Raw genomic sequence first — 26,442 nt, forward strand, 5'->3', positions numbered from 1 at the left:
TTTTAAATATATTTAATTTGTAGGTCTTCATAATGAATAAATGGCTCATATTGATTGTATGCTCTTTTCTCACAATCACTGCTCAAGGTTCAGAAAACTGTTTTCTAGCGACAGAAAATGGCAAAATTATCAAACAAGAAGGCGAATGCACAAAACGTCATTCCCCTTTTTCAACCTTTAAAATTCCACTTGCCGTAATGGGTTTTGATGCAAAGATCCTAAAAACACCATTAGAACCAGAATTAGCATTCACGCCTGAATTAAGACAACAATTGGGCGATCTCTTTCAACCCAATAAATACCCTATCATGAAATTTCATGAAAAAGTACAAACACCCACATCTTGGATGCAATACTCCGTTATATGGTACTCACAAGAAATCACCAAACATTTAGGAAAGGATAACTTTATTGCTTATATAAATAAGTTTAGCTATGGCAATAAAGATGTGTCAGGAACACCTGGTAAAAATAATGGCCTTTCTCATGCATGGCTTGGCAGTTCTTTACAAATATCACCTATAGAGCAAGTAGAATTTCTTGAGAAATTATCAAAAAACGAATTGCCTGCCTCAAAAAATGCTCAACAAAATACCATTCAAATTATTAAACAAGAAAAAATATGGGATGATTGGCAACTATTTGGCAAAACAGGTGGTAGCTATCAAACAGGCTGGTTCGTGGGTTGGATAGAAAAAGGAGACAGACGCATCATATTTGCTCAATACATTGAGGCTGACAACCTACCCATTAGTGCAGGCAGAATTGCCAAAGAGATAGTAAAAGATAATCTCATAAGCCTTATAACCTAAGGCTCAATTTTAGCTTCTTATCTTGAGGGTGTATTCCCTGAGTGCTCCCCAGGAATTTCTACTAGGTTGTCATTTCAGAATTTTGCGAAGCAAAATATCTGGGATCCACAGGCGTTTTGCGCCTGGTAGCCCTTTGGGCTACTGGATGCCAGCCTTCGCTGGCATGACATATTATCTGATTTTTTCGGAATAAAAATTTTGTTGAGATCACTCAGGGTGTATTCCTACATGCCCAGTAAGCAGAACGAGAAGCAGGATTGATAGCAGGGAAAGGGATTTTCTTTTGCATCTCTGCATTGAAAATCCCATCAACTCGAATACTAAAATTGAGTGTTTGAGCCGGATCAGACCCATGTAATTGATTGACCGTATCAAACCAAGCAGAATACGATTCGATATACTGTTTTTGCTTGTTGTGATAAACATAAAATCGTTTATTAAAATTCGTCCTAAACCAAATAAATTCATGACACAAATCTTGAAAAGAGTGATCGCGATGCGCAGTCACCCCATGCCCCCCCTTGTCAAAAATAATCATAATTCTCGCTGTTTTCTCAAAGGGTAAAGTACGGATAAAAGCCATTAAAAGAGGAACTTGCTTCGCATACTTTGTTAAATTCCATAGCTCAGGCTTATTAATATCAAGATAGTCATATTCAGTAGCATGTCGCGTTAGCTGCACAACGTAGCTTTTGGTTACTTTACTTTGCCACGGAAATTGTGTTATTTCTCCAGTTTCAAAATGTCGTGTATTCGCTTGCTCCGTCATTAAATAGGATTCAATAAACTGCGTTACTTCTTGATCAATTGCTTTTAATTGCTTTGTATCTATAAATTCATCCATCGATTTATAGCATGGATATTGTATGATTGGCATAACTGGATACTGCTTTGAAATTAGATTAAGCTTGATGTTTAAATATACATCTTTCATTCGCTGAAAGTAGTTAGAAAATAGGCTTGTTTTTTTCTTTTTCATAATGGCATGTTATATAATCACAGTATATGTGTTCAAAGGGAAAAGGTTCTTTAGAACTATAATACATGAGAATAACAATAAAACGGAACAAGCAAGTGCAACACAATCCAAGCCAATTGTCATGACAATAAATGGATGCTCATATGGACAATATTCAAGATTTCCCGCATGAAATAAGACGATTTGCTTTTAGCACGCTCGCAGGTGGCGTAAGAGCTAAATTATTTGAAACACTCATTCAATCAAAATTATTAGATATCTATCGACACAAAAGTGAATACACTGAAGATGAAATTATTGAGCAACTCAAAAGCCATCCACTTCGGACTAAAAAATGGCTCCATTTATTATCTGTAGAATATTTACTCAAAAAAACCACTCGTGAAAACATCATTTACTATTCTCTCTCTCCTATTTGTCAAAAATTTCTTGCAGAGAAAGGCAAGCCCATATGGCTAGAATGTGTTGACATGATTGAGTCTATACAACGCTTTGCAGAAGAAAATTTTCATGATGTGTTAAATGGATCTGCTATTAAATTCACAGTGAATTGGCCCCCCCAAAGCTATCAAGACACTGAACTCTTAGAAGAGTGGATGAGAGATACTGCTTTTCCACCTTATGAAGCTTTGAGCAAGAACTTTGATTTTACAAAAGTTAGCACAGTGCTTGATGTCGGAGGAGGAGACGGAACCATTGCATGCAATTTGGCCAAACGATTTCCTCATTTAAAGATATGTGTTTTTAATCTTCCACATGCGGCCACATTAGCGACACATAATATTCAAAAGCAAGGTTTGGCTGATCGTGTTAAGGTCATTGCTGGTGATTTTTTAAAAGATAATGAATTACCCAAAGGCTTTGATCTCATGATTTTCTCTCGCGTATTATGGGATTGGTCGCATGAGACCTCAGCCATGCTATTACATAAAGCATATGCCGCACTCCAAACTGGCGGCTTAATTGCCATTACAGAAGCTTTTCTTGAAGAAAACCGCGATTGCTCATTGGTTTTAGAATACCGTTACCTCTTTTGGGACAATTTTGAAGCCGCTGTTTTTAAATCAGGCAAAGAATATGAAGAGTTATTAACAAATGTTGGATTTAAGGTTGCAAGTTTTCATCGTGGTCGCGCCAGTAATGTGTTTTCTGTTTTGGTTGGTCAAAAATCCTAAGAAAATTGACTCGAAAAATATCCTTTTATATCACCTAACAATTGATAAATAAGATCTTCTGTCAACCCATAGCGTATCACGATCCTTGCAGCCCATGTTTGTGATGCGCCTTCATCCACAACATTGTTATTAAATACTGGCAAATGCCAATCTAGTTTTATAAGATACTGGGATAACGCTTGCAGATCATAATGCTTTTCATTTGATGACCGCATAATCACACCTGGGATAGAGAATAAATGATTTGGCGTTAGCATTTCAAGCTCTGGCACCTCTTTCAAAGCATCAACCATTAATTTATTTTTTTGATATAAATCCTTAACAATATCAGCATATCCAGACCAGCCTAAATTTTTAAAATAATAAAACTGTGTAGCAACATGTGATGCAGAGTGAGAAAAATGTAAAGGTAAACGCTTTATCGATTTCCCTAAATAGGTATTTTCATTTTTCAAGTTATCATCACAAATCATTTCATCGACACACAACCACCCTAAACTTGGATATACCAACCCATATTTATGACTAGATACATTGATGGATTTTACATGAGAAAGACGAAAATCCCATATAAAATCAGGATGAACAAAAGGCGCAATAAATCCACCACTGGCAGCATCAACATGAATCGGAATTAAATAGTCTGAATGCTCAGATATTGATTCTAAAACAGCATTTATTTTCTCAACCTCATCCATCACCAAGGTTGTTGTTGCGCCCAAAGTACAAACAACACCGATGGTGCCTTTATCTATATTTTCTTTAAGTTGAGATAAATTCCACCTAAGATTTTCATAATCTTTTTGTATAATTTTCAGCTCTACATCGAGCGCTTTCGCTGCCGAAACAAAAGCAACATGACTGGTTTGATGAATGATCAGATTAGGTTTTATCGTGCTATCTGGATGATGAACTTTCCAATGATTTTTAAATAATAAGATTGCTAAAAAAATTGCTTCTGAAGATCCGGATGTCGGAAAAAATTGATATCGCTCAGGAGAAGCAGCATGAAACATATTCAATAAAAAATTACCGCAATATTGCGACATTTCTTCTATTTCAGGATATGCACAACTATCAACTGCATTAATAGATGAAAATTTTATAAATACTTCTTCCGCCTCTTTGGACATATAGGTAGAAGAAAAAGCACCTAGATTTTTGACAGCTCTATTTTTGGTATCAAAATCACACAGTAAATCATCCATGACTATCTCTTTTTTTAATATTTTTATTGAGTGTAATAACGAATGCTCCACATCAATCCTACAAACAAGGCAAGAACGCTTGAGAGCCGAAGAAACATGCTTGCATATTTGTGATGCTTCATTTGTTCATATAAATATAAAAATGGATGCTCCATAATTATTTTTTTAAGCATTATTTTACTTACTTGTTGTGGGAATCCACCTCTACCACTTTCATGAATTGTGATATCTGGATCAACATTCACTTCAATGAATACACCTCTCGTCTTGGCAATAGGTTTTGTGATGTCTTCGCACAATACATCAAAACCTGCTAGATTCAGGCCTAAAGCTTCGGCTGCACGTACAGCCAATTTTTGATTATCTTCGCACACAATTTTAGGATTTAAACCTACAAAGGTGCCACCATGTGTTGAATTACAGATATAACGCAAAGGTATCTTTTCTCCCGCTTCGGGTACTGTATCAACACTGATATTTAAATCTTTGAAAATAGTCCAAGTTTCTTCATTTAAAGAAATTGGTCCCGTAGGAATCGTCTTTTTTTGCGATTTTCTTTTTTCATTTTGAATTTTAATTAATTCACGAATTGCATTTTTCCCATCCCCAATAATATGGGCAGGAATCCGCTCAACGAGTCCTATAACTTTACCATAATATACCAGAACTCTATAGGAACGTAAGCCTGGGTGGTATTCTTCTAAGCTAATACATTTAGTTAATTTAATATATTTATTAACATATTCCATCAATTTTTCTTCATCTTTGATGTTGCAAACCACTTTATAACCACAAGCGGTATCCCAAGTTGGCTTTGCAACCAATGGATATGTTAAATCTTCTGTGCTCCAATCATCTTTTTTAAACTGCTCCAAGGTAAACCCCGTTGATTTTGGTACTGGGATATTCGCCATCTCAAGCAGCTTATTCGTACTAAATTTATTGGCGCCAATAGATGCACTCACAACGCTATTAAAAGGCGTCAAACCACCTCGGAAGTAATATACATTTTTGCCTAAAGTAAAATAGAATCCAGCCATCTCTCTTTCCAATCGGACTGGATGCAATCCTAGATCTTGTGCGCTTTTATAGTACAATTTTGCGATATTATGCATATAACAATAAAAATATTATTGGCTTATGTTCAGTGTAACAGATAATTCCATGTATGTGAGACGAAGAATGCAAACTGTATAAAAATATAGAATCTTATTAGGACAGCCAAAATTAAGTATTTTATAAAAATACTATTTTGTGCTTTTTTTCTAATGTAAATTGGAGACAAAAATTAATAAGACAATGCTTTTTGTACTGAATTTTAAGCAATCACATGAATCTAAGAAACAAAGTCAGAAACTCAAACAATTCCCTTATTACTGAAAGAAATTCTAGCTCAAATATTTTTAGTGAAGCAACTTCATGTGGCAGCAACTTCATGTGGCTGTCCTATGTTTTTATGTGAATGCTCATTACTTTTACAGAGTGGCCATAAAGAGCGTCGTTTCCAATGATTTGCCAACCTAATTTTTCATACCACTGCGGAATGCTTTGATCAAAAGCTAAGAGATATATAGTTGGATATTTTAATTGTTGCGCTTTATGCTTAACTGCATTAATAAGTGCTTGTGCAATACCTTTCCCACGATATTCTGGTAATACAAACAAAGATGCTAACCAAGGTATTAAGTCAGGTCGGATGCCATCTGTTATTCGTACAGAGCTTGTGCCAACAGGCTTATTATCTTGTAATGCAATATAAGTGATGGGTAATGACTCTGTATTTAAATGATCATGCAATTTCAATATTGTTTTTTCATAGCGAGCCTGTGGATTGTAATGCCCCCATGTTTCAAATATCCATTTCGCTACCAATGGTATATATTCTGGATGATCTTTTAAATATGCGACCGTTAAACCCATGCTCATTGAACCTTAAAATGAAAAATATTAGCTTTAATCACTTACAGCGTTAGATTTGAGGAAAGAATCAATCAATATAGGTTTTTTTGAGCTATTAATAGCCACACCTATTAAAGAGGATTGTAAAATCAACCCTTTTTCAGCATGATATATTTCTTGAATAAATTTAATGCGTAATTTAGATTCAAGCATCATCTGACAGCTAACGCTAAAATCATCACCAGACTCCAGAGATTTTCTATATTTTTGCTGAGACTCGATGGCTACCAAATAAATTTCTCTCTGGGTAAGCTTCTTAAAATTCAAACCAATACTATCTAAGAACTCATGCCGAGTATGTTCCAAATAATTCAAATAAACAGAATTATTAACAATTCCTTGCATATCACATTCATAATCTCGTACTTTAAAAGATAGAGTAAAAATATTATTGCTGTTTAAATCATTCAACATACCGCGTTCTCTTTTTTTGAAAAATCATAATAATCTAAATATAGTCACAGCACATGAACTTTACCCGCAAGGGGCACAATGTCGGGTAGGCGTCAAGCCTTGAGCAACCGGAGTGCACTAAAGGTACATGAGGATTGCGAGATGGCGAAGACAACACCTCAGGCATTGTGCCCCTTGCGGACAAAACTCATGTGCGAAGACTATATCTCTTAATTTACCAAGGCAATAACTCTTTCTGATAACTATAAAACATTTCTGGCAGCTTATGCGCTTGCTCAATCACTTCATACAAAGCTTTGACCGAAGTTTCTGTATCAATCAAAGCATTCAAACCGCCCATGTCTGTTTTTACCCAACCAGGGTGGAGAACCAATACTTTCACACCTTTATCTTGCAAATCAATTTGTAAACTTCGCATCATGGCATTGAGGGCTGCCTTGCTAGAACGGTAAGCATAATATTGTCCAGAGGTATTATCTGCAATACTACCCATTCTGCTGGTAATATTGACGATGGTTTTTGTGCTTCCTCTTAGAATAGCATCTAGCACTGTTTGCGTCATTAAGATGGGGGCAAAGGTATTTGTCATAAAGACTTTCTGTAAAGCATCTATATTTAAATTACCAATGCTTTGATCTTGGTCACCATAAATACCAGCATTATTAATAAGGACATCTATGGTTTTAGTTTCAAAATATTTTTTTAATTTTTCATAAGCTTGAAAATGTGTAACATCGAAAGTAATCGTTTCTATGTTACTATATTTTTCTACTAATTTTTCAAATTCAGGATTACTTTTTCGCACAATGGCATATACTTGCCATCCTAGTTGAGCGTATACTTTTACAAACTCTAAACCAATACCTCTGCTACAACCTGTAATTAATATTGCTTTAGTCATCTTAAAATCCTTGTAAGCAAAATGTGAATGTACCATTGAGCCAATCATTTTTTGAAGCTGCTTCTCGTTACAAAACCAAGAAAACAGATAGCTCTGTTTAAGGCATTATAATATATCTTTTTTTGGCTTCTTTGCTACTGATAAAATACAATCCTCTTTATTTTTAATTTTCTCTTTATTTGCATTATCTCGCTCAAATTCTTCACGACTTCTTTTTTTAGCGCTGCTTTCTGTCTCTCCAAAATAAGGCGTATATCTATTTATAACAGAGCCAAGCCAAGAAAATATTCCACCAGCCTCTGACTGAGTTGCATTTCCACATTCTATATTTTTCAAGTCTTGGCATTCTTCTTGTAATTCACATACTTTCTGCGTTGCCTTCAGCTGCCGGGTAAATTCGGGGGAAAGTGATATATTACAGCCACTTTCAGTTAACATCTCTACGACACGATAACGAAAACTATCAAATAGCGCTGCATAATCATTGTCTAAATTCTTTAATAATCGTTCATCGTCACCAACATGCATGTTTGCAATATCTATTGCTTTAAAACCTGCAAAGAGAGCACAATTATATTTATCTCTTTGTTCACGTTTTGATAAACTATTATAGAGTACTCTAGAAAAACCCATATTTATAAAAAATTTTGCCAATTGCTGTTTGTATTTAGCATCCAAGCCAGCCCCTAAAGAATCATAATATTTGATATGTGCACACCGTTGTTCACCTTCTTGTGTGCATTGAACAACAGCAACTGTATAATGATTATCATCTTTTCGAAAAGGAATAATAAATTGATGACAGTTCTCAAATGAAATATGTTCATTTCCTTTATTACCAAGATAAGATTTCTCACTGCGTGCAATCCCTTCAAGATAATATAATAATAATGTATCTGAGCCGACGCCATTTTCTTTTAAAATTTTTGCGGCTTCTTGATTTGCTTCTCTATCTTGCGCAGAGCGCTTTGCTTCCTCTAAGTCTCGCTCTTCAAGTAATTCAGGAAAATCTTTTACTTCAGAGCGCTCAACCAAAGGCGTAGTATCTTTCACAAGATGTTGAAAACGTGGCTCTGTTAAGATCTTATTCACAACAAAATCTCGTGCCAATCGATAAAATGCATCTTGATTAAATACAGGAAAAATACCAAGTGTATTTACTAAATGTGCACGCGCCCCAACTAAATAGCGCAAAATACCATCGAGATGCTCTGCATCAAACCGTGAATGGCGCGTTACGATAGATGGAACTGTGTCACCCATCTGCGCACCTGGAATATTATGAAAATAAGAGATATGTTGTTCTTCAATGTATTGAATATAGCTTTGCGTTATCTCATCTTTACTTATCGCAATAAAAGCTTTGTCTAAAGCATTTTCATCATGACTGTCACTCTTACATAGCTTCTGGTCGCCTAACATACAAAACCTATCCCGTGCTATTCCTAAAATGATCGGATAGTATGAAAACAACAACATTCAATCAAGCAAAAGACGACCAACTTTCTTGTTCTGTTGACCAAGCGAGTTTTTCTAGAACAATTTTAGTGCATCTGCACCATTCTAGAGAGTAGTAAAATTACAAAGAATCTACATTGCTATCAGATGGTAATTGTTTATACTGACAAATCATATAGAAAAATAAGTAGATAAAATGGCAATTGATATTCCTTACCAAGAAATTCCTGAAGCAACTTTGATCTGCATGCTTGAAGAATTTGTCACTCGCGAAGGTACAAATTATGGAGAAAAAGAATTTTTGTTGGATGAACTAGTAGAGCAACTCAAGCAACAATTAATTTCTCATCGAGCCATGATTCAATACGATGAAATATCTGAAACTTTTAATATTGTTAGTACAGAAAATCAATCTTATCAAAAATAAAAGTTATTAATCTGAAATAGAGTACTCAAGGAAAACATATCATGATCGGAACAGAGTCTCTTAGCTCAAATAACAAGTTAATCAAATCTCTTCCATTCACAGAAAAAATTAGCTGTGAACAATTGATTTTTCTCACTGATGCACTTCTTCCGTTGATCCAAAGGCCTCACCACGATTTACTACGCTATAATATAGATCGTAATCTCTATTTAAAAATTATAGAAAAACTTAAATGCGTTAATCTCACCAAAGAAAAATCTAGACAAAAATTCATTTTGTTTTGTAAAGATATTTATAGCTCATTATCTAAAAATGTCGCGCTCTGTGAAAGGGAAGAAAACACGGCTCAACCCGATCATATTCTAGCAACCATTATTTTTACTGCCTTGATGGATACAAGTTTATTTCTATGTGATTTTGATCAATTTATGCAGTGCACTTTAGCCAAGAAAGCTTTCCATAAAGCACTTAGTGAAGTTGCAGAAGAATTATTTAAACATTTTCAAATTATTAAAGAAGCATTGCAGCAACAAAATGTTCAAACGACTAAATTATCGCTCTACAACTATGAGACATTTGCGCAACCTTATATACAAAACATGTCTGAAAGGCAATTAAACAGCCTAAAAATGCAATCTGAATTACAACCAAAAGTAAAAGCCGCTTTTGAAAATTTTATGGGGACACTCATTCAGATCAAACTACCTCATATTGCCATGACACTGCATACAATATTACATATTTTTAAAAGTAAATGTTTTGATTATGATGAAACCCAAAAAAGTTGTCATTACTTTGCCCCCTATTTTATCAGTGCGCTTGGCTTTGAAAAAGCCTTTCATTTTCAAAGCCAAGAAAATGATTTTATTGGCTCTGTTGCACTGTCTCATCAAGTAAATTTTTTCTCTTTTCTCCTTTGTGCTATTTTCTCGGACAAAATATTAGCTTCCGCGTACTTTAATGCGCATACTAGTTATTCAATTTATGATGAGCGCCCTTTCGATCAATTACAGTTAGAATTACTTCCTGAATTAAATAGTTTATTTGCGCCCACAAGCCACATTAGCTATTTCGAGCAACAGCCAAGCAGAAGTAGAACGAGAAGCAAAAACAATCACATAAAAATAGACTTAACAGATTTAACAGAAAAAATGAGAGAGCTTACAAACTCCGATAGCCCTAAAAGCAGTGGCAGAAGTGGTAGCGCAAGAAAAGATAAGAAATAATAAGGTTTAATGGTTATAGCCACATCCCGTGACTGTGTATAAACAATCACAGGATGGAATATTGCTCAACTATGCATTAGTTTGGAAAGGTTGCAAAGTTTCTACATAGGCTGTAATCGTAGCAGGAATGATAGGCGCAAGTACAAGTTGAACAATAAGCACAGCAATACCAAGCGCTATTCCAGCATACTCAGGAAAAACAAGACTACACACAGTGCTAAATATAAAAAAAGCAAGCATGTAGGGTAATGCTGCACCAAATATAACCACAAAAGTTTTCCAAAAGCGCCCTTTTGTTAATCTAAAACTTTCTTTTACAGCAGTAAATGGATTTTTATTTTGATTCACCACTAAAGGTATAATTAAAGCCAATCTAACTGAGAAATATATAAACCAAAGCAGTAATACAGCACCTAGTAGGAAGAGAGCTGTAGGCAACGGCTGCATTGATTGATTCATAGAACCAGAAACATCACTCAAAGAAGATTGAGATGATTGATATTTTGCATTTGTATCTGCCTGTGTGTGTATCATTTGAGGTTGATGAGAATCCATCTTAAATACCGTATGCGGCATATTTGCTTCATAGGCTGATATTTGATGTTTATTTTCTAATGTTGATTGAGCCGGTGTCACTAGTTGAGCAGTGCCTCCCATCATAACAAAGCCTATACCACCTACAATTACAGGTGGAATCAACACAATAATAGCTGCAAGAATCATTGCACCAATTGCAGGAAAGAATTTTTTCAATGCAACGATTAAAGCATCACCAATGCTCACATTTTGATTGTAGTAACCTCTAATCAAAACAGCATAAAGTGACAATCCAATAAACCAAGTAACTATGGCTTCCACAATCGTCAAAATTGATATGCCTTCCTTAGAGGGATCAGCAATCGTTGTTTCATTAAAAAGATTAATGCCACCTATAATGGTGATAATAAGACCAAGTGCAATTAAGGTCGGCAACATTTTAAAATAAAGTGAATAACCTTTTTTCAGGACACTCGATACAGATATACTTTCTGCGTTCATGACCTATCTCCAAGTCTATGATAATTATATAAACTTAAGTTAAACATATCACTTTATATAGCATAGGAACAATATTGAAATGATGAATAATTATTCTAAATTAGACCCAAAACGAATATTGATTTTATGTATGTGTCACTGAATAAATTTCTCTGCGACCTCAAATTAAACTTAAAAAAGATGTGTTTACACTGAAGAAAAACAGAAAAAGCCAATCCTGTAGAGGACTAACCACACCTCTACAAAATATTAAGAATAACATAGCGTCTTAATCAAAAAGGTCTGCCCATGAATAAGTGTAAAGCACGTTTACCATTTTCAGCAAAACCATAACCAAAATAAAAAGGGCCGATGATGGTATCAAAACCTAAAAATAAACTCCCGGCCTTTCTAAATGAATGTTCTCGAATAGAACTTCTACTTTGCCAGGTATTTCCTGTTTCCAAAGACATTCCTAAATACAGAGGAAAAGGATAATTGGGGATAATGCTGACATCTTTTAATGAATAATAATAGAGAAAAGTTAATAAAGCGGCATGCTGGCCAAAAAGCTGCTGCTCCGCTAAACCCGATAACCTAAACAATCCCCCCAAGGTAAATTGTGCATCAAACGATGCTTCTCCTGCTGTCGTTGTTTGATATTTTGTAACGATAGCCCCACTGTGTTTACCCACTGATTGTGCAAGCGCCCCTTGTATTTGAAATTGCTCAAAATCAGTATTGCCGCCGAGATCTTTCTTATACCAATAATATTGCGCGGCACCCACAGTTCCTTCATGCGGAAAAAAAGAATTGTCTAAAGTGTCCCATTCAAAGCGCGAATAGACAAAACCATCATCTTGATTACCATCGGGAAAACCATTACCTACTTTAAGCCGTGCTGAACTATTGGCTCTACCATAGCCAATTTCTACCCGACCCCATTCGTATAAATTTCGACCAATACCTAGTTCAGCGCGCATCGTAGAAAGGAGGTATTGTGCAAAAGCCTCATCATCAATATAGAGATGAAAAGGTTGCTGTATATAACCTACACGTGGGTTAATATACCAAACAAGATCGCGTGTGAAAGGCTGATAAATATCAGAAAGAATACCATTTACTTCACCAATTGAACCAAACAAACGCCCCTCTCCCGCATAAGCATTCATAAGCGTTTTTGTAATACCAAGTCCAACTCTAAAATTACTATTCCCTTCAAAATCAGTTCCTAATAAAAGGGAGCCTTGGATATAAGTAGGCCCCCAGCTTCTCTCATTAGGGGTCACCATTAAAATATTATTGTCAACGTTATATTCAATTTTCTCAAAGAGTTCAAGGCCATATAAACGACTGATATAATCATCTAATTCTGCTGGTGTATAATAGCCTGGGCATATGGGTAAATATGCTTGATATGTTTTAGTGTTAAGCACTGTTTCATTCTGAATATGAACACCTTTTATATAAAGATGTGTGCGATTGTGATTTGTATGATTTAAACCATATGCTAAGTGCGCCAATTTATCTTGCACTTGTTCTGTTGCTTCTTCTCCGTATTGAATTGCTTTTGCTAATTGATCATAGCTTGAAGTACCTACTTCTTTCATGATTGGCGAGATAAGAATATCTTTTTCTGACAACAGATGCAGGCTATGTTGCATATTTTCTTGAGTATAGATATTTGTTAATTGATCTAATACAGAATCAAAGCCTTCGATTTGATTCTTACTCAACATAGGTGCCCCTACATCTACAGCAATAATGATATCAACACCCATTTCTTTTGCAATTTCAACCGGCAGATTATTGGTGACACCGCCATCAACTAATAATTGACCATCAATCATAGCAGGCGAGAATAATCCAGGTACTGCCATACTTGCATACATTGCATTTGCAAGATCACCCTGTGACAAAACAACACATTTCCCTGAAATCAGATCTGTCGCAACAGCTCTAAAGGGAATAGGCAAAGCATCAAAATCTTTTAAAGGTTCATGCACAATCGTTTCTTTTTTAAAGGCTTGGTATAATTTGTGTCCTTGCACAACCCCTTGTGGAAAACGAATGCTGCCATTTTTCAAACCAATCAACTGACGAATAAGAAACAAATCATCATCTCTTTTTCTTCGATAATAGAGATAATCCCTATCAATTTTATTGATCAGAATACTATCCCAAGCCACTGAGCTTAATATTTTTTCTATTTCAATAGCAGAATTACCAACGGCATATAAACCACCAACCACCGCGCCCATACTGGTACCCACAATCACATCAATGGGGATCTGCATTTCATCAATTTTTTTCAACACGCCAATATGAGCGCCCCCTTTTGCACCACCGCCACTTAATACAAGACCTATCTTAGGACGTGTATCGGTTGTTTGTGCAAAAGCACATGTCGATAAAACAATTGATAAAAATAATGTGATTAGTTTCATAACAAATAATAGCCATTATTAGAACAAAGCCAAAGAAGCTTAGTATATTGTCTTCTATTCTTATCTTAGAAATGTTTTCTCATCGATTTTGACCTGCAATCCATGATTTATTTTTTGCTAAGCAACAAACTCTTACAGAAAATCAATATATTAGTTTGCAATCTTAATTTATTTCATTTGCCTTTCAATCATAGCTATCAATCACACACTGCTTTTTCACCAACACAAGTTAATAAATAAACTAAAATCATGCATTAAAACTCAAACTAACTAACAAAATATAATTTAATGATATTTATATACTTATTTTCAATTATCTTTGGCTGTCCCGTAAAAACTTATAAACAGTTGTGAATATCACAAAAATAATTATGGGTGTCCTGTAAAAAATGTAAAAAAGGGTTGCAATAGGAAATCTAACTACTTTAGGATGCAAAGCCACATAATTTTGCACTGCATAATATATAGGCAGAGCGTTGTGTGTTTGTTAAATATAATAATATTAAAATAGGTATCCTATGAAAGTAACCAATAAATTTTCGCTATGCTTGATTTCCTTGCTTATGATGTTCTGCGTAAGTGCACATGCTAACGCACCTTATGTCCTAGGCGAAGTAGGCATTTATGGATTAGGCGAGAATAACAATCTATGGAAAAATATTTATGATAATGACACCAAGTTAAATGCACGTCTTGCTGCAGGTTATCTATGGGATGTTGCTAACAACACCAAAGCTGGTATTGAAACCGGATTTAATCTTAACCAAAGTAATAAAGTACGTTATGACGATCTCACCATAAAGTTCAAACGTCATAGTTTTGATTTATTGGGTGTGCTTGATTTCTATCCTACACAAAAATTTGATGTGTTTGCTAAAGTAGGTACTGCGTACACTAAAAATAAACTTTCTCTCCATTACTTAAATCTTAATGACTCTGTTTCTCACAGCACATTTGTACCTAAAGCTGTAATCGGTGCAGGTTATGATTTTAGCAAAGATCTTAACGTAAACCTTTCTTTATCTCATGAATTCAAGAAAAACAGCGACTCAGTATTCAGCGTAATTCCTTCTGCTAGCACTTTTATGCTCGGAATGAAATATAACTTTGTTGTATAGTTTCTCGTTAATCTCAGTGCTTTCTTATTACCTTGTGCTTATTACTAGGCGCAAGGTAATACTCTGCTAAAATCTCACCTTATTTCGTTTAAATTTCTAGCATGAAAACGCAAGTGTTCTTCAATAAAGCTCGCAATAAAGAAATAACCATGATCATAACCCTCTTGCCAATCGAGTCTTAATGCAACACCTGCTTGCTCACAAGCAGCTTGCAATAACGCAGGCTTGAGCTGCGTATCTAGGAAAGGATCTCGGCTTCCTTGCGTAATGAGTAGTTCTGATCCTCTCCATATATGCTTATGTATTAAGGCTGCAACATCGTAATTCTGCCACTTTCGCTGATCAGCTCCCAAATAGTAGGTTAAAGCTTTTTCACCCCAAGGACAACGCGATAAAGCGCAAATAGGGGCAAAAGCAGACACCGATCTAAAATAATCAGAATTTTTCAGCGCTATCATCAGTGCGCCGTGTCCACCCATAGAATGGCCCATAATCGCAGTCCGCTTAATATCCACTGGAAAATGCGTTCCAATCAAAGCTGGTAGCTCTTTTGCAACATAAGAATACATTCGATAGCCTTGAGACCAAGGCGCTTCTGTGGCATCCACGTAAAACCCTGCACCAAGCCCAACGTTCTCGATATCCGATTCTCCCTTGATGTTTAAGCCACGTGGACTGGTGTCAGGCGCTACTATCACCATGCCTAGCTCCGCCGCCACGCGTTGAGCCCCCGCCTTAATAATAAAGTTTTCTTCGGTACAACTTAAACCTGATAGCCAATACACAACCGGTACAGGCGCTACCGCAGCTTGTGATGGAATAAAGACAGCAAAACGCATTTTGCACTTTGTTTCTGTAGAAAGGTGACTACAGATTTTTTGCATGCCCCCAAAACATTTACTCTCGGATAGTATCGTTAGCATTTGAGGTATTCCATAATTAAAAGCGTACAACAGAGCGTATCGATTGCCCCGTCTTCATTAAATCAAAGGCTTTATTAATATCTTCTAATGGCATTTGATGGGTAATAAAATCATCAACAATGATTTTACCATCCATATACCAATCGACTATCTTGGGTACATCGGTACGTCCTCTTGCGCCACCAAAAGCAGAGCCTTGCCACACACGCCCTGTTACTAATTGAAAAGGTCGTGTTGAAATTTCCTTACCACTTTCAGCCACGCCAATAATGGTGCAAACACCCCAACCTTTATGGCAGATTTCAAGTGCTTGACGCATCAGATCAACATTCCCCACACATTCAAAACTGTAATCAGCGCCACCTTTGGTGAGATTCACTAAATAAGGCACCAAATCTCCCCCTACTTCAGTAGAGTTTACAAAATGCGTCATACCCAGCTTTTCTGCAAAGTGCTTACGTTTAGGATTAATATCCACACCTACAATCATATTGGCGCCCACAAGCCGTGCTGCTTGAATCACATTCAATCCCACACCACCCAATCCAAAGACAACCACATTAGCCCCTGCCTCAACTTTTGCTGTGTAAATGACAGCGCCAATACCCGTTGTAACACCACAACCAATGAGACACACTTTGTCTAAAGGTGCATCGGGGTGGATTTTTGCAAGCGCAATTTCTGGGAGCACAATATAATTCGCAAAGGTCGAAGTTCCCATATAATGCAGAATCTTTTCTCCACCAATACTGAATCGACTGCTTCCATCTGGCATTAACCCTTTGCCTTGCGTTGTGCGTATGGCTTGGCATAAGTTGGTTTTTTGAGAGAGACAATATTCACAAGCTCGACATTCCGGTGTATAAAGCGGAATAACGTGATCGCCGGCTTTGACGCTTGTCACACCCGCACCGACCTCTACTACAACACCTGCGCCTTCATGTCCCAATATCGCAGGAAATAGCCCTTCTGGATCTGCACCTGATAAAGTATAAGCATCTGTATGACACACACCGGTTGCCTTGATCTCCACTAATACTTCACCCGCTCTTGGCCCTTCTAAATCAACAGTCTCAATGACTAAAGGTGCACTCTCTTTATAGGCCACTGCGGCTTTGACTTTCATGCTTATTTCCTTAAAAATTTTAAATGGCTTCTAAAATTGCTGCTATACCCATACCACCAGCCGTACAAATTGAAATCAAACCACGCTTTCTACCATTTTGATGAATTAATTTTGCAAGTGTACCTGCAATACGTGCACCCGTTGCTGCAAAAGGATGCCCAACGGATAAACTACTACCCACAACATTGAGCTTGCTGCGATCAACAGTTCCCAATGCCGCATCCAAGCCCAATACTTCTTTACAATAGCTCGGTGTTTCCCAGGCTTTGAGATTACATAAAACTTGTCCAGCAAAAGCCTCATGTATTTCTATATAATCAAAATCATCAAACCCAAGTTTATTTCTGGCAAACAATTGTGCAACGGCTTTAGTGGGCGCCATCAAAAGACCCGCTCCTTTTACAAAATTAACGGCCGCCACTTGCACATCAATAATCTTAACCAGTGGTTTTAAGCCAAGCTTTTCGGCTCCTTGTTGATTTGCAATTAATAGGCACGCCGCGCCATCTGTCAGCGGCGAACTGTTACCTGCGGTCAGACTACCCGTTTGCAGATCAAAAACGGGTTTGAGCTTAGCTAGCTTTTCCAAGGTGGTATCCGCTCTGAGTGTTGCATCTTGCTTGATGTTCATAAACGGATGCACTAACGCATCAAAAAATCCTGTGGCATATGCTTTAGCAGCATTAAGATGGCTTGCCAATGCAAGCTCATCTTGTTCTTGACGGCTAATGTTCCACTCTTTTACCATCAGCTCACAATGTTCTCCCATCGAGAGCAAAGTACGAGGTTCATTCACCGTTGGAATGCTGGGCTTGAGATCTTTAAAAGAAAGTCTGGCAATAATACTGATTTTTTCTGTTATTGATTTGGCTCGATACAAATTCATAAGCGCTGATTTTAAAGGCGCCGATACTTCAATCGGTACATCACTATTGCTGTCAACACCACCGGCAATCCCCATATCGATAGCACCGGTGTATATTTTCAAGGCAATTTGCCACGTTGTTTCAAGACCGGTTCCACAGGCTCGTTGCACATTATACGCAGGCGTATCAGGATGTAATTCTGTAGAAAGCAAACACTCTCTTGCTAAATTAAAATCTGCTACGCTGTTAATAACCGCGCCTAATGCAATATCACCCATCAACTGATTTTTAAGGTGATATTGATTTACCAAAGCATTCAGGGCAACTTCCATGAGCTGCTTGCGTGATACATTTGCGTATACGGTTTGGCTTTTTGCAAAAGGGATGCGCGCACTTCCTAAAATATAAACTTCATTATTTTGCGAGATCATTCTATACCCAACCTTTTTTCTTGAAATAGCGATAGGGGAAGAACGAAGAAAATAACATCAGCATCAGTGCAAAAGGATACGAAAATTTGAGAGAAATTTCTGGCATATATTCAAAGTTCATACCATAAATACTAGCAATCAAGGTTGGCGGCATAAAAATCATTGCGACAACCGTAAACATTTTAATGATATGCGTTTGTTCAATATTGATTAATCCTAAGGTAGACTGCAATTGGAAGCCCAATTTTTGATTCAACTGTTCTGCATGTTTTGATAAGCAAATAATATCTTGATTCAAGGCAAGGATATTATGATCTAATTTATTCGGAAACATTTTATGTTGTGTATCTTGAAAATAGGTAAGCAATAATTGGATGCTAGAAAGACTTTGATACGCTTTAGACACAAGAGTCTGTAAATAGTTAATTTCTCGTAATAATCCATTTAAATTTTCTTTTTTTGTAACATTTTTATTGCCATCAATGCTCCCAAGTAACGCTAAGCCTAATTCATCTGTTTTTGCATCTACCAATTCAAAAAGATCTGCAACAGAACCTACAATTTTGTTTAATAATATATCAAAAATCTCTACATGATTTTTTACCGATAGTGGATGATGTTGAATATGCTGTGTGAAGCTGTGAATAGGGTTTGGTTCAGAATATCTCAACGTGATAAGTATTTTTTTTGAAATGATAAAGGTAATGACATGACTCTCTGGGATGGGAGCAGCTTTGGTCACAACCGATAATGCTAAGTGGAGTGCATCGTTTTCTTCATAAAATCTATTTGAAAATTCCAATTGATGCATCTCGTGATGTTCAGGGAGATCAACATTCGTTTGATGCAATATGACATCGCTTTCTTCTGGTGTTGGATCAAATACTTCAATCCATAATACATCTTCGGTATTGGTTGTTGGCACCAACTTTTTAGTTTTCTCATCAATGCAAAAGTAAGTTATCATGCTATTCAAATATCCTTTTTCTTCATGAATAACTGCAATCGTTCGAGTTTAACAAGACTTAAACTGCAATTAAACCAATCTATGCCAATCAACACACATTAAAGAAAATACGCTTCAAGTTTGTTTTTTAACTACAAAATCACGAGAAATTGCTAACGAGACGTATCCCCTTTAAAGCCCGCTAGCCTGAGTATTTTAGTGATAAACTCACTTTTAGCATCTGTATAAGCTTCGCGGTCAGTATTATCTTTTGCAGCTAACGTTATTTTTAAGTGCTCATACTCACGTGCATAGCTTGGATGTTGAATTAAAAAGTCACGAAATGCTACTCTCGCTTTAAAATAGTCAGAATCATATTGCACAACATGTATATGATGTGTACGCCCCATACCAAAAGGCGGCATGCCTTTTACAAAAAACATTTTATTAGGATTTGGGTTTTCGGCCCAATATTGATATCCCATCTGTTCAATGATGCTGATTAAAGGCTGAGCCTCTGCAACAGAGCGAACACCGACATAGAGATCGATAATGGGTTTTGCTTTTATACCTGGTATTGCGGTACTACCAACATGCTCAACGTGAAGGATAATATTTGTAAGATCTTTGCTGTTTTTTTTCAATAAAGCTATTTCTACCATGGCCATTACAGACCATTCAGAATGATAGTCAGAAAATTCAATCATATCTTTGGCTGGGGGCTTGTTCATACATATTTCTTATATTCAACAGCTAAAAAATAGTATAACAAACTCCCCCAAACAACGAACTAAATATTATTTTATTTTCTTTGAATTTTTTACTGTGCTCATCAACGACTCATCGTTTAATAAACTCGCTTGATAACCTGCGTAATAATCATTAGCAGATCGATAGCCTTGCCACATAAAACAGCTTTTTGCTTGTGCAATAAAGCTCTGTGCAGCCTCTTTACCCATTGCAAATGCTTCTCTTTGCGCATCTGTGAGTGTCTCAGGCAAAGATACTTCTTTAGATTTATAATTTTTGTATTGCTTTGTTTTCAGGCTGTCTCTTAACCATTGAATAAGCTCTACGCCTAGTAATACCAGACCCCCTACCGATAAACAAGTAGCCCAGCTTGCTCTTAGACCCAACCAAAGCAGTGATTCAACTCTTATTGCAGCACTGATAACCGTTGCAACCAAGAGCGACCATTTTCTGTTTTTAATATGCTGCAAAAGAGATGTAGGCTTTAGAATATTTTTAATAACTGCCTCTGCATCATGCCCAAGATGTTGAACAATTACATATTGCGCTTTCATCTCTGGGTTGCAAATAGGACTAAAATTATTACCCTTTCTTTTTAAATTTTCAGCAATAGCAGCATCAACACTACCATAATTCATTTCATTACCTGTCGGAGCATGTGGATCGGAACAATTTGTGGTTGCCGTCATATGCGTTGAGGTAGGTGCCAATGCATCGTTTTTGTCACTTGCAAACTCAATGCCTTTTTGCTTACATAGCAAAGCTATTTTGTCTAGAATGCGTTGAATTTTTGGATTATTAGCAGTGTTGAAAAAAGGTAACTCAATTCTTTTTATCTGCGAATATGTATCTGGCGACTGTACCAGCAACAATTGTCTTAAACCCAGCAAAACACCCAGAGTAAGATGTACATCTAATTCTTCTCTGGCTTTACCTTTCAATGCTTCTGCAAAAAAGCCAGCACCATATTTCAGAAATTTAAAATTCAAGCTGCGTTGAGGATTATGCGCTTTTGCATGCCTGTTCAAGGCTTGAGCCGATAACACAAAATCCTGCGCAACAAAGGCATGAAACGCCTTCGTATCAAAGATGACAGCGGTATTCTTAAAAAACCCTGTTAAGAAGCGACCTGAATTGTCTGCTATCGCTTGCTGATAGGTCTTCTTAGTCTCACCTACTGTATTGAGATAGATGTCTTCATCTAAAGCCCCTTTGGGTAAATCGCCTTTTTCGGTCAGAAGCACATGTCTACCAGTATTATTGAGTGCTTGAAACTGTAAACCTGGCAAATCGCAGATATAAACTTCTTGATTTAATGCGAATCGTATCGTGCTTAAGTTGGGATAGCCACCATATTGTATAGCCACATCTTTGCCAACAATCACACAATGCTTTACTAAATCTCTTAAGGCAATAACGGTTGCTTCTGAGATATCTGGATACTGAGAAAAGTTTATTATTCCGGTTGTATTGACGCTTTCAGCGCGTGCAATAGCAACCAAATCAATCAAGGTCATGGTTTTATTAATGGTGTAATAACACTTTGATTCACCTACGTTGAATCGCATGTCTTGCAACTCAGCGCTTACTTTTTCAAGAGCTGTTTTTACCCAAAGTGGTGCAAAAATTGTAACCTCAGGATCTTTGGCAAGTTGAGTTAATGCTTGCTTGGTTCGCAGCTGGATAAAGCCCTGTTTAGACATAATAGAACCTCATTTCAAAAAGTCAGAATTATAGCTATTTAATGTGGTAATGTATATATCTTATTTAGGGTGAAGATGCACAAATATTTCAAAAAGAAACGCTGCGGTTGCGAGAAGCGTAGGGTAGGCAAAGCAAAGCGTATTTTCACCTTTCAATCAAAATATAGGACAGCCAGTATCTCAAAATCTCACACACATGCCATCGATTTTAAGTTGTCTGATTATCTAGAACTCGTTGATTATACGGGACGAGTGATGCAGCAGGCTCTATTCCAGAGCATTTAGCCCCCATCTTAACCAGACTACAATTTGAACCTCAAAACTGGATTTCATTAGTCAAAAATTTAGGCAAGAGCTTCTCTCATGTAGTAGGAAGTGAAATCTTGATGCTTAATTTTGGCAAAGAAGGTAGGAAAGGCTTAAAGGGCATCACCCAGGCAAAGAAAGTCTATTCTAATACACACATCGCTTAGTTCAATTCTTCATTCAACTGTCGTTTTGACTCTCTTTTGCATATTAAGCAGGATTACTGCAGTTATTTCTTATCCTCAATGAAAAATTCAGGCATGTTCCTCATTTTCTTTTTCTAAAGAGCGGATTATATTGGCTGTCCTAAATCTTACTTCCTAAATCTTAAAGGCGCCAAGTCTTGAGCAACGGAATGTACATAAAAGTACATGAGGATTGCGAAATGACGCAGACAACAACGCCTACAGTTGATTTACGAAGAACTCGCTAGTTTAGTTTATTGCGTACCCCATCCCCATACGCCTTATCAATCTTGTCAAAAAGCGCCAGCTGCCTATCTACAATAGATTTAGGTACACCTTGCATTGCTTCTGCTAAATTACTAAACAACCTCTCTTTTTGGGCATCATCAAAGAGATTAAATAAAGCTCTGGGTTGAGAGAAATCATCATTACCTTCACGGTGATTATATCTATCAGCATCTCCATCAATGGCTAAAGGAGGCTCTCTAAATTGCGTATGCTCCACAGGACCATTAAAAGAATTCGGCTCATAATAAGCATCTGGACTTGGCATATTTTCAAAAAACCGCATGGAACCATCTTTGTGGTAGTGATTCACTGGGCAATGCGGTTTATTGACAGGCAATGCTTCATAATGCGTTCCTAAACGATAACGATGCGCATCAGCATAAGAGAAAATTCTGGCTTGTAACATTTTATCTGGAGAAAAACTAACGCCCGGAATAATATTCGAAGGTGACAAAGCAAGTTGCTCAATGTCTGAAAAATAATTATCCGGGTTTCGATTCAGCTCAATCTCTCCCACTTCAATCAATGGAAAATCAGCATGCGGCCACACTTTCGTTAAATCAAAAGGATTAAAGGCGGTTTGTTTTGACTGCGCTTCTGTCATTACTTGAATAAAAAAGGTCCACTTAGGAAAGTCTTTTTTCTCAATGGCATAATATAAATCTTCTTGTGTTGATTCTCGTGTCTTACCAACCACTTCTGCTGCTTCTTTATTAGTAAAATGCTTATGCCCTTGCTGAGTTTTGAAATGAAATTTTACCCAAACACGTTCATTTTTCGCATTGATAAAACTGTAGGTATGAGAGCCATAACCATTTACATGACGAACACCAACTGGCAAACCCCGATCAGAAAATAATATGGTCAACTGATGCAAAGATTCTGGAGAAAGTGACCAGAAATCCCACATAGCAGTTGCAGAACGCATATTGGTTTTAGGATGTCGTTTCTGCGTATGAATAAAATCAGGGAATTTGTAAGGATCGCGAACAAAAAATACTGGCGTATTATTGCCGACAATATCCCAATTGCCTTCTTCTGTATAAAATTTAATCGCAAAGCCACGCACATCTCGCTCTGCATCCGCTGCACCCAACTCACCAGCCACGGTAGAGAATCGCATCACCAGATCGGTTTTTTTACCAACGCTTGAAAATAATTTTGCCTTTGTATACTTACTAATATCATGCTTTACAGTCAATGTACCAAAAGCGCCCCATCCCTTTGCGTGCACAACACGCTCAGGAATACGTTCACGATTCTGATGCGCAAGCTTTTCAATAAGTTGATAATCTTGCATAAGTACAGGGCCTCTTGAACCTGCCGTTATCGAATTTTGATTATCACTAATGGGGTTACCAGCGGTTGTGGTTAAAATTTTCTTATCTGATGGCATATTCTACTCCGTTAGAATTAATTTTTTATAAATTAATCAACAAAGTCTAATACAGATACACAGCAAAAGATACCACACCAAAGGCTCCCAGCATGGGAGCTTTAATCTCTGATTTTCCTTTTTTGCACCGCACTCAATGATACAGCCATCCTTTCTTTGCAATTGATTTGTTTGCGTGACTGAGCCGTACTAGATAATGTTAGGCAATTGCCGTATTAACCTTTTGAAATGGGTGTCCAATGACTTCGTTCACACGTATCAGCCTCGAGCAATTACCTAAAGCAGAATTACATGTTCACCTTGAAGGCGGAACATTACGTGCTTCGAAACTCATAGAACTGGCCGACAAGCATGGCTTACCTAAACCAACTCTCATATTTGGAGAGAACAATAACCTAAAATTTGCAGATCATGATTTCTTAGATTTTCTTAAAGTATATGATTTAGCTGCATCTTATATATTAACCGAACAAGACATTGAAGAAGTCACTTATGAATATTTAGAGCAATGTGCCAAACAAGGTACGCTTTATGTTGAACTCACATGTTCACCGGATCACGTAACACAAAATCGAAAAACCTACACAGATATACATCAAACTCTAGCACCAGAACAAAACACAGATCTTAAAGCTGCGTTTAGAGCAACACTGGCAAGAGCACTGCAAGAGAAGTACAAAACGCTACCCAATATTGATTATGCTCAATTTATAGCGGCTGTCGTACGCGGCATTGACAGAGCCAATGCACAATATGGCATTGAAGCACGCATCTTGATTGTTCTGCTCAGACACAATGGCAAAGAACATTGCCATACAACAATACAAAATATGCTTGATTACCCCCACCCTTATGTTGTTGGAATTAATTTAGCTGGCAATGAAACAGATTTTCCACCGACACTCTTTGTAGAACATTATCAAAAAGCAAAAAAGGCAGGCTATAAGCTAACAGCCCATGTCGGCGAACATACAGGTGCAGAATATATTAAGGAAGCGGTTGACATACTAGCGCTAGATAGAATCGGACATGGTACAAGTGCTTTCTTAGATACAACACTGATTGCAACTTTAGTTGATAAAAAAATAGGCATAGAAGCGAATATCACCAGCAATTTAGCACTCACAAATATTAAAGATGTTACCTCACATCCTTTTAAATTATTCTTAGATGCTGACATACTGGTGTCACTGAATACAGACGACCCAACCTATTTCAACACAGATATCGGTCGCGAATATGAAAAGGCTAAGAGCGCTTGGAATTTAAAAGACGAAGACTTACTCAAAATTACTCGAAATGCAATTCAAAGTGCTTTTTGTGAAGTTTCATTAAAAACAAAATTATTAGCAAGCATTGACTTATACGAAGCAGCGCGAGAAACTTTCAAACATGTCTTAGCATTGAATGATCGCTTTCTTTATTCAATGTTCATGAAATATCTCTTAGAAGCTACACAGCCTTCTCTAGAAACTTATCTACGCTTGCAAGCACAAAATCCAAAAGCATATGATTGCAAAGTGCTGGTTCAAAAACACATTGCCTATGAGCAAGCCTGTGAGCAACACAATAAATACATCCAATCCACAAAAATGCAACTAAGCAACCACAGCCATATAAAAAGTCAAAAGCCTAATAAAAAAACAGTGTCAATCTGATAAAAAGCATCTACAATCTCAGCTTTTCTCTTTGAGATCTGGCCTATCAGCAAAGATAGGCCAATGCGCTTTGAACTAAACATCTTTGTTTTTTGTCATTCTGTCATAAATATAAATAAGCATACAAAATGGAAATAGACTTTAGCGGTTTATTAACAGGCTTCGTTGCAAGCATCAGCCTCATTATGGCAATTGGTGTGCAAAATGCATTTATACTGAAGCAAGGGCTAAAAAGGCAGCATCTTTTTCTGATCGCTTTCACCTGCTCTCTCTGCGATTCTATTCTCATTGTCTTGGGTGTATCCGGTATTGAAATTCTCACCAATGACTATCCCATGCTCACAAAATTTATGGAATGGGGCGGTGCTTTGTTTTTGCTTGCGTATGGCTTGCGGTCTTTTTGGAGTGTTTTCCATCCGCATATACTTGTAGCCTCACTTGAGAATGCGCTCCCCACCAGCAAAATGTCAACATTGCTTGCATTATTAGGCTTTACCTTTTTAAACCCACATACTTATATAGATACTTTTTTGCTTTTAGGCACAATTGGTGCCGAACAAGAACCACACGAACAACTCTATTTTATGATAGGCGCTGTAGCAGCATCTGTCACATGGTTCTTTAGCCTCACTTATGGCGCGAGTAAGCTCGTCCACTTTTTAAAAGTCCACGCGCTTGGCAAGTATTAGACAGCATCATGGGTTGTATCATGATAGGTATTGC

Annotated in this window: 23 protein-coding genes; 7 read left to right on the plus strand and 16 right to left on the minus strand. The window is 37.0% G+C overall.

Features of this window, described 5'->3' with window-relative positions; translation table 11 throughout:
* Positions 1-32 precede the first annotated feature (32 nt).
* Positions 33-812, plus strand: a complete 780-nt coding sequence (locus tag CC99x_RS10295; RefSeq protein ID WP_057624065.1) for a penicillin-binding transpeptidase domain-containing protein — start codon at positions 33-35, stop codon at positions 810-812.
* A 211-nt stretch (positions 813-1,023) separates the two neighbouring features.
* Here CC99x_RS10295 and CC99x_RS10300 read toward each other — a convergent pair whose 3' ends face one another.
* Positions 1,024-1,689, minus strand: coding sequence for a hypothetical protein (locus CC99x_RS10300; protein WP_141651882.1), 666 nt, complete (start codon positions 1,687-1,689; stop codon positions 1,024-1,026).
* 245 nt (positions 1,690-1,934) lie between these two features.
* Between CC99x_RS10300 and CC99x_RS10305 the strand changes: the two genes are divergently transcribed.
* Positions 1,935-2,966 carry a methyltransferase gene (locus CC99x_RS10305; protein ID WP_057624067.1) on the plus strand — a complete coding sequence of 344 codons (1,032 nt, stop codon included), beginning with the start codon at positions 1,935-1,937 and terminating at the stop codon, positions 2,964-2,966.
* Here the strand turns inward: CC99x_RS10305 and CC99x_RS10310 are convergent.
* The 6 genes from CC99x_RS10310 to CC99x_RS10335 form a co-directional block, all read right to left on the minus strand.
* Positions 2,963-4,225 (minus strand): pyridoxal-dependent decarboxylase, encoded by a 1,263-nt coding sequence (locus tag CC99x_RS10310; RefSeq protein ID WP_141651883.1) that lies wholly within the window; start codon positions 4,223-4,225, stop codon positions 2,963-2,965. The genes CC99x_RS10305 and CC99x_RS10310 overlap by 4 nt on opposite strands.
* Positions 4,198-5,214, minus strand: a complete 1,017-nt coding sequence (locus CC99x_RS10315; RefSeq protein WP_077065372.1) for a hypothetical protein — start codon at positions 5,212-5,214, stop codon at positions 4,198-4,200. Before CC99x_RS10315 ends, CC99x_RS10310 begins: the two co-directional genes overlap by 28 nt.
* 406 nt (positions 5,215-5,620) lie before the next feature.
* Positions 5,621-6,094: a GNAT family N-acetyltransferase gene (locus tag CC99x_RS10320; protein ID WP_057624070.1), complete on the minus strand. Its 474-nt coding sequence runs from the start codon at positions 6,092-6,094 to the stop codon at positions 5,621-5,623.
* Between the two features lie 33 nt (positions 6,095-6,127).
* Positions 6,128-6,547 carry an acyl-CoA thioesterase gene (locus tag CC99x_RS10325; RefSeq protein ID WP_057624071.1) on the minus strand — a complete coding sequence of 140 codons (420 nt, stop codon included), beginning with the start codon at positions 6,545-6,547 and terminating at the stop codon, positions 6,128-6,130.
* 214 nt (positions 6,548-6,761) lie between these two features.
* Positions 6,762-7,448: an SDR family oxidoreductase gene (locus CC99x_RS10330; protein ID WP_077065373.1), complete on the minus strand. Its 687-nt coding sequence runs from the start codon at positions 7,446-7,448 to the stop codon at positions 6,762-6,764.
* Positions 7,449-7,553: 105 nt separating this feature from the next.
* A complete protein-coding gene (locus tag CC99x_RS10335) occupies positions 7,554-8,870 on the minus strand; it encodes a hypothetical protein (RefSeq protein ID WP_057624073.1) in 1,317 nt (438 codons plus the stop codon).
* Positions 8,871-9,102: 232 nt separating this feature from the next.
* Between CC99x_RS10335 and CC99x_RS10340 the strand changes: the two genes are divergently transcribed.
* Positions 9,103-9,333: a YheU family protein gene (locus tag CC99x_RS10340; protein WP_200953425.1), complete on the plus strand. Its 231-nt coding sequence runs from the start codon at positions 9,103-9,105 to the stop codon at positions 9,331-9,333.
* A gap of 41 nt (positions 9,334-9,374) precedes the next feature.
* Positions 9,375-10,559, plus strand: a complete 1,185-nt coding sequence (locus tag CC99x_RS10345) for a hypothetical protein (RefSeq protein ID WP_057624074.1) — start codon at positions 9,375-9,377, stop codon at positions 10,557-10,559.
* Positions 10,560-10,628: 69 nt separating this feature from the next.
* Here the strand turns inward: CC99x_RS10345 and CC99x_RS10350 are convergent, their stop codons facing one another.
* Both CC99x_RS10350 and CC99x_RS10355 read right to left on the minus strand, forming a co-directional pair.
* Complete coding sequence (locus CC99x_RS10350) at positions 10,629-11,597, minus strand: glycerophosphoryl diester phosphodiesterase membrane domain-containing protein (protein WP_057624075.1); 969 nt, start codon at positions 11,595-11,597, stop codon at positions 10,629-10,631.
* 272 nt (positions 11,598-11,869) lie between these two features.
* Positions 11,870-14,023 carry a patatin-like phospholipase family protein gene (locus CC99x_RS10355; protein ID WP_057624076.1) on the minus strand — a complete coding sequence of 718 codons (2,154 nt, stop codon included), beginning with the start codon at positions 14,021-14,023 and terminating at the stop codon, positions 11,870-11,872.
* Between the two features lie 518 nt (positions 14,024-14,541).
* On the opposite strand from CC99x_RS10355, the gene CC99x_RS10360 reads away from it, so the two are divergent.
* Positions 14,542-15,141, plus strand: coding sequence for an outer membrane beta-barrel protein (locus CC99x_RS10360; protein WP_057624077.1), 600 nt, complete (start codon positions 14,542-14,544; stop codon positions 15,139-15,141).
* A gap of 74 nt (positions 15,142-15,215) precedes the next feature.
* On the opposite strand, the gene fghA is transcribed toward CC99x_RS10360, so the two are convergent.
* The 7 genes from fghA to CC99x_RS10395 all read right to left on the minus strand — a co-directional run bounded on the left by fghA (position 15,216) and on the right by CC99x_RS10395 (position 24,061).
* Positions 15,216-16,064, minus strand: coding sequence for an S-formylglutathione hydrolase (fghA, locus tag CC99x_RS10365; RefSeq protein ID WP_057624078.1), 849 nt, complete (start codon positions 16,062-16,064; stop codon positions 15,216-15,218).
* Positions 16,065-16,080: 16 nt separating this feature from the next.
* Positions 16,081-17,190 (minus strand): S-(hydroxymethyl)glutathione dehydrogenase/class III alcohol dehydrogenase, encoded by a 1,110-nt coding sequence (locus tag CC99x_RS10370; RefSeq protein WP_057624079.1) that lies wholly within the window; start codon positions 17,188-17,190, stop codon positions 16,081-16,083.
* A gap of 19 nt (positions 17,191-17,209) precedes the next feature.
* Positions 17,210-18,484, minus strand: coding sequence for an acetyl-CoA C-acetyltransferase (locus tag CC99x_RS10375; protein WP_057624261.1), 1,275 nt, complete (start codon positions 18,482-18,484; stop codon positions 17,210-17,212).
* Positions 18,485-18,488: 4 nt separating this feature from the next.
* Positions 18,489-19,454, minus strand: a complete 966-nt coding sequence (locus CC99x_RS10380; RefSeq protein ID WP_057624080.1) for a CorA family divalent cation transporter — start codon at positions 19,452-19,454, stop codon at positions 18,489-18,491.
* Positions 19,455-19,606: 152 nt separating this feature from the next.
* A complete protein-coding gene (locus CC99x_RS10385; RefSeq protein ID WP_057624081.1) occupies positions 19,607-20,164 on the minus strand; it encodes a GrpB family protein in 558 nt (185 codons plus the stop codon).
* Between the two features lie 66 nt (positions 20,165-20,230).
* Positions 20,231-21,886 (minus strand): hypothetical protein, encoded by a 1,656-nt coding sequence (locus CC99x_RS10390; protein ID WP_057624082.1) that lies wholly within the window; start codon positions 21,884-21,886, stop codon positions 20,231-20,233.
* 735 nt (positions 21,887-22,621) lie between these two features.
* Positions 22,622-24,061 (minus strand): catalase, encoded by a 1,440-nt coding sequence (locus CC99x_RS10395; protein ID WP_057624084.1) that lies wholly within the window; start codon positions 24,059-24,061, stop codon positions 22,622-22,624.
* Positions 24,062-24,300: 239 nt separating this feature from the next.
* Here CC99x_RS10395 and add point away from each other — a divergent pair, with 239 nt between their 5' ends.
* Positions 24,301-25,719 (plus strand): adenosine deaminase, encoded by a 1,419-nt coding sequence (add, locus tag CC99x_RS10400; protein ID WP_057624085.1) that lies wholly within the window; start codon positions 24,301-24,303, stop codon positions 25,717-25,719.
* A gap of 128 nt (positions 25,720-25,847) precedes the next feature.
* Complete coding sequence (locus CC99x_RS10405; protein WP_200953427.1) at positions 25,848-26,408, plus strand: LysE/ArgO family amino acid transporter; 561 nt, start codon at positions 25,848-25,850, stop codon at positions 26,406-26,408.
* Positions 26,409-26,442: the final 34 nt, after the last annotated feature.

Origin of the sequence: Candidatus Berkiella cookevillensis (assembly GCF_001431315.2) — a bacterium.
Taxonomy (GTDB): domain Bacteria; phylum Pseudomonadota; class Gammaproteobacteria; order Berkiellales; family Berkiellaceae; genus Berkiella_A; species Berkiella_A cookevillensis.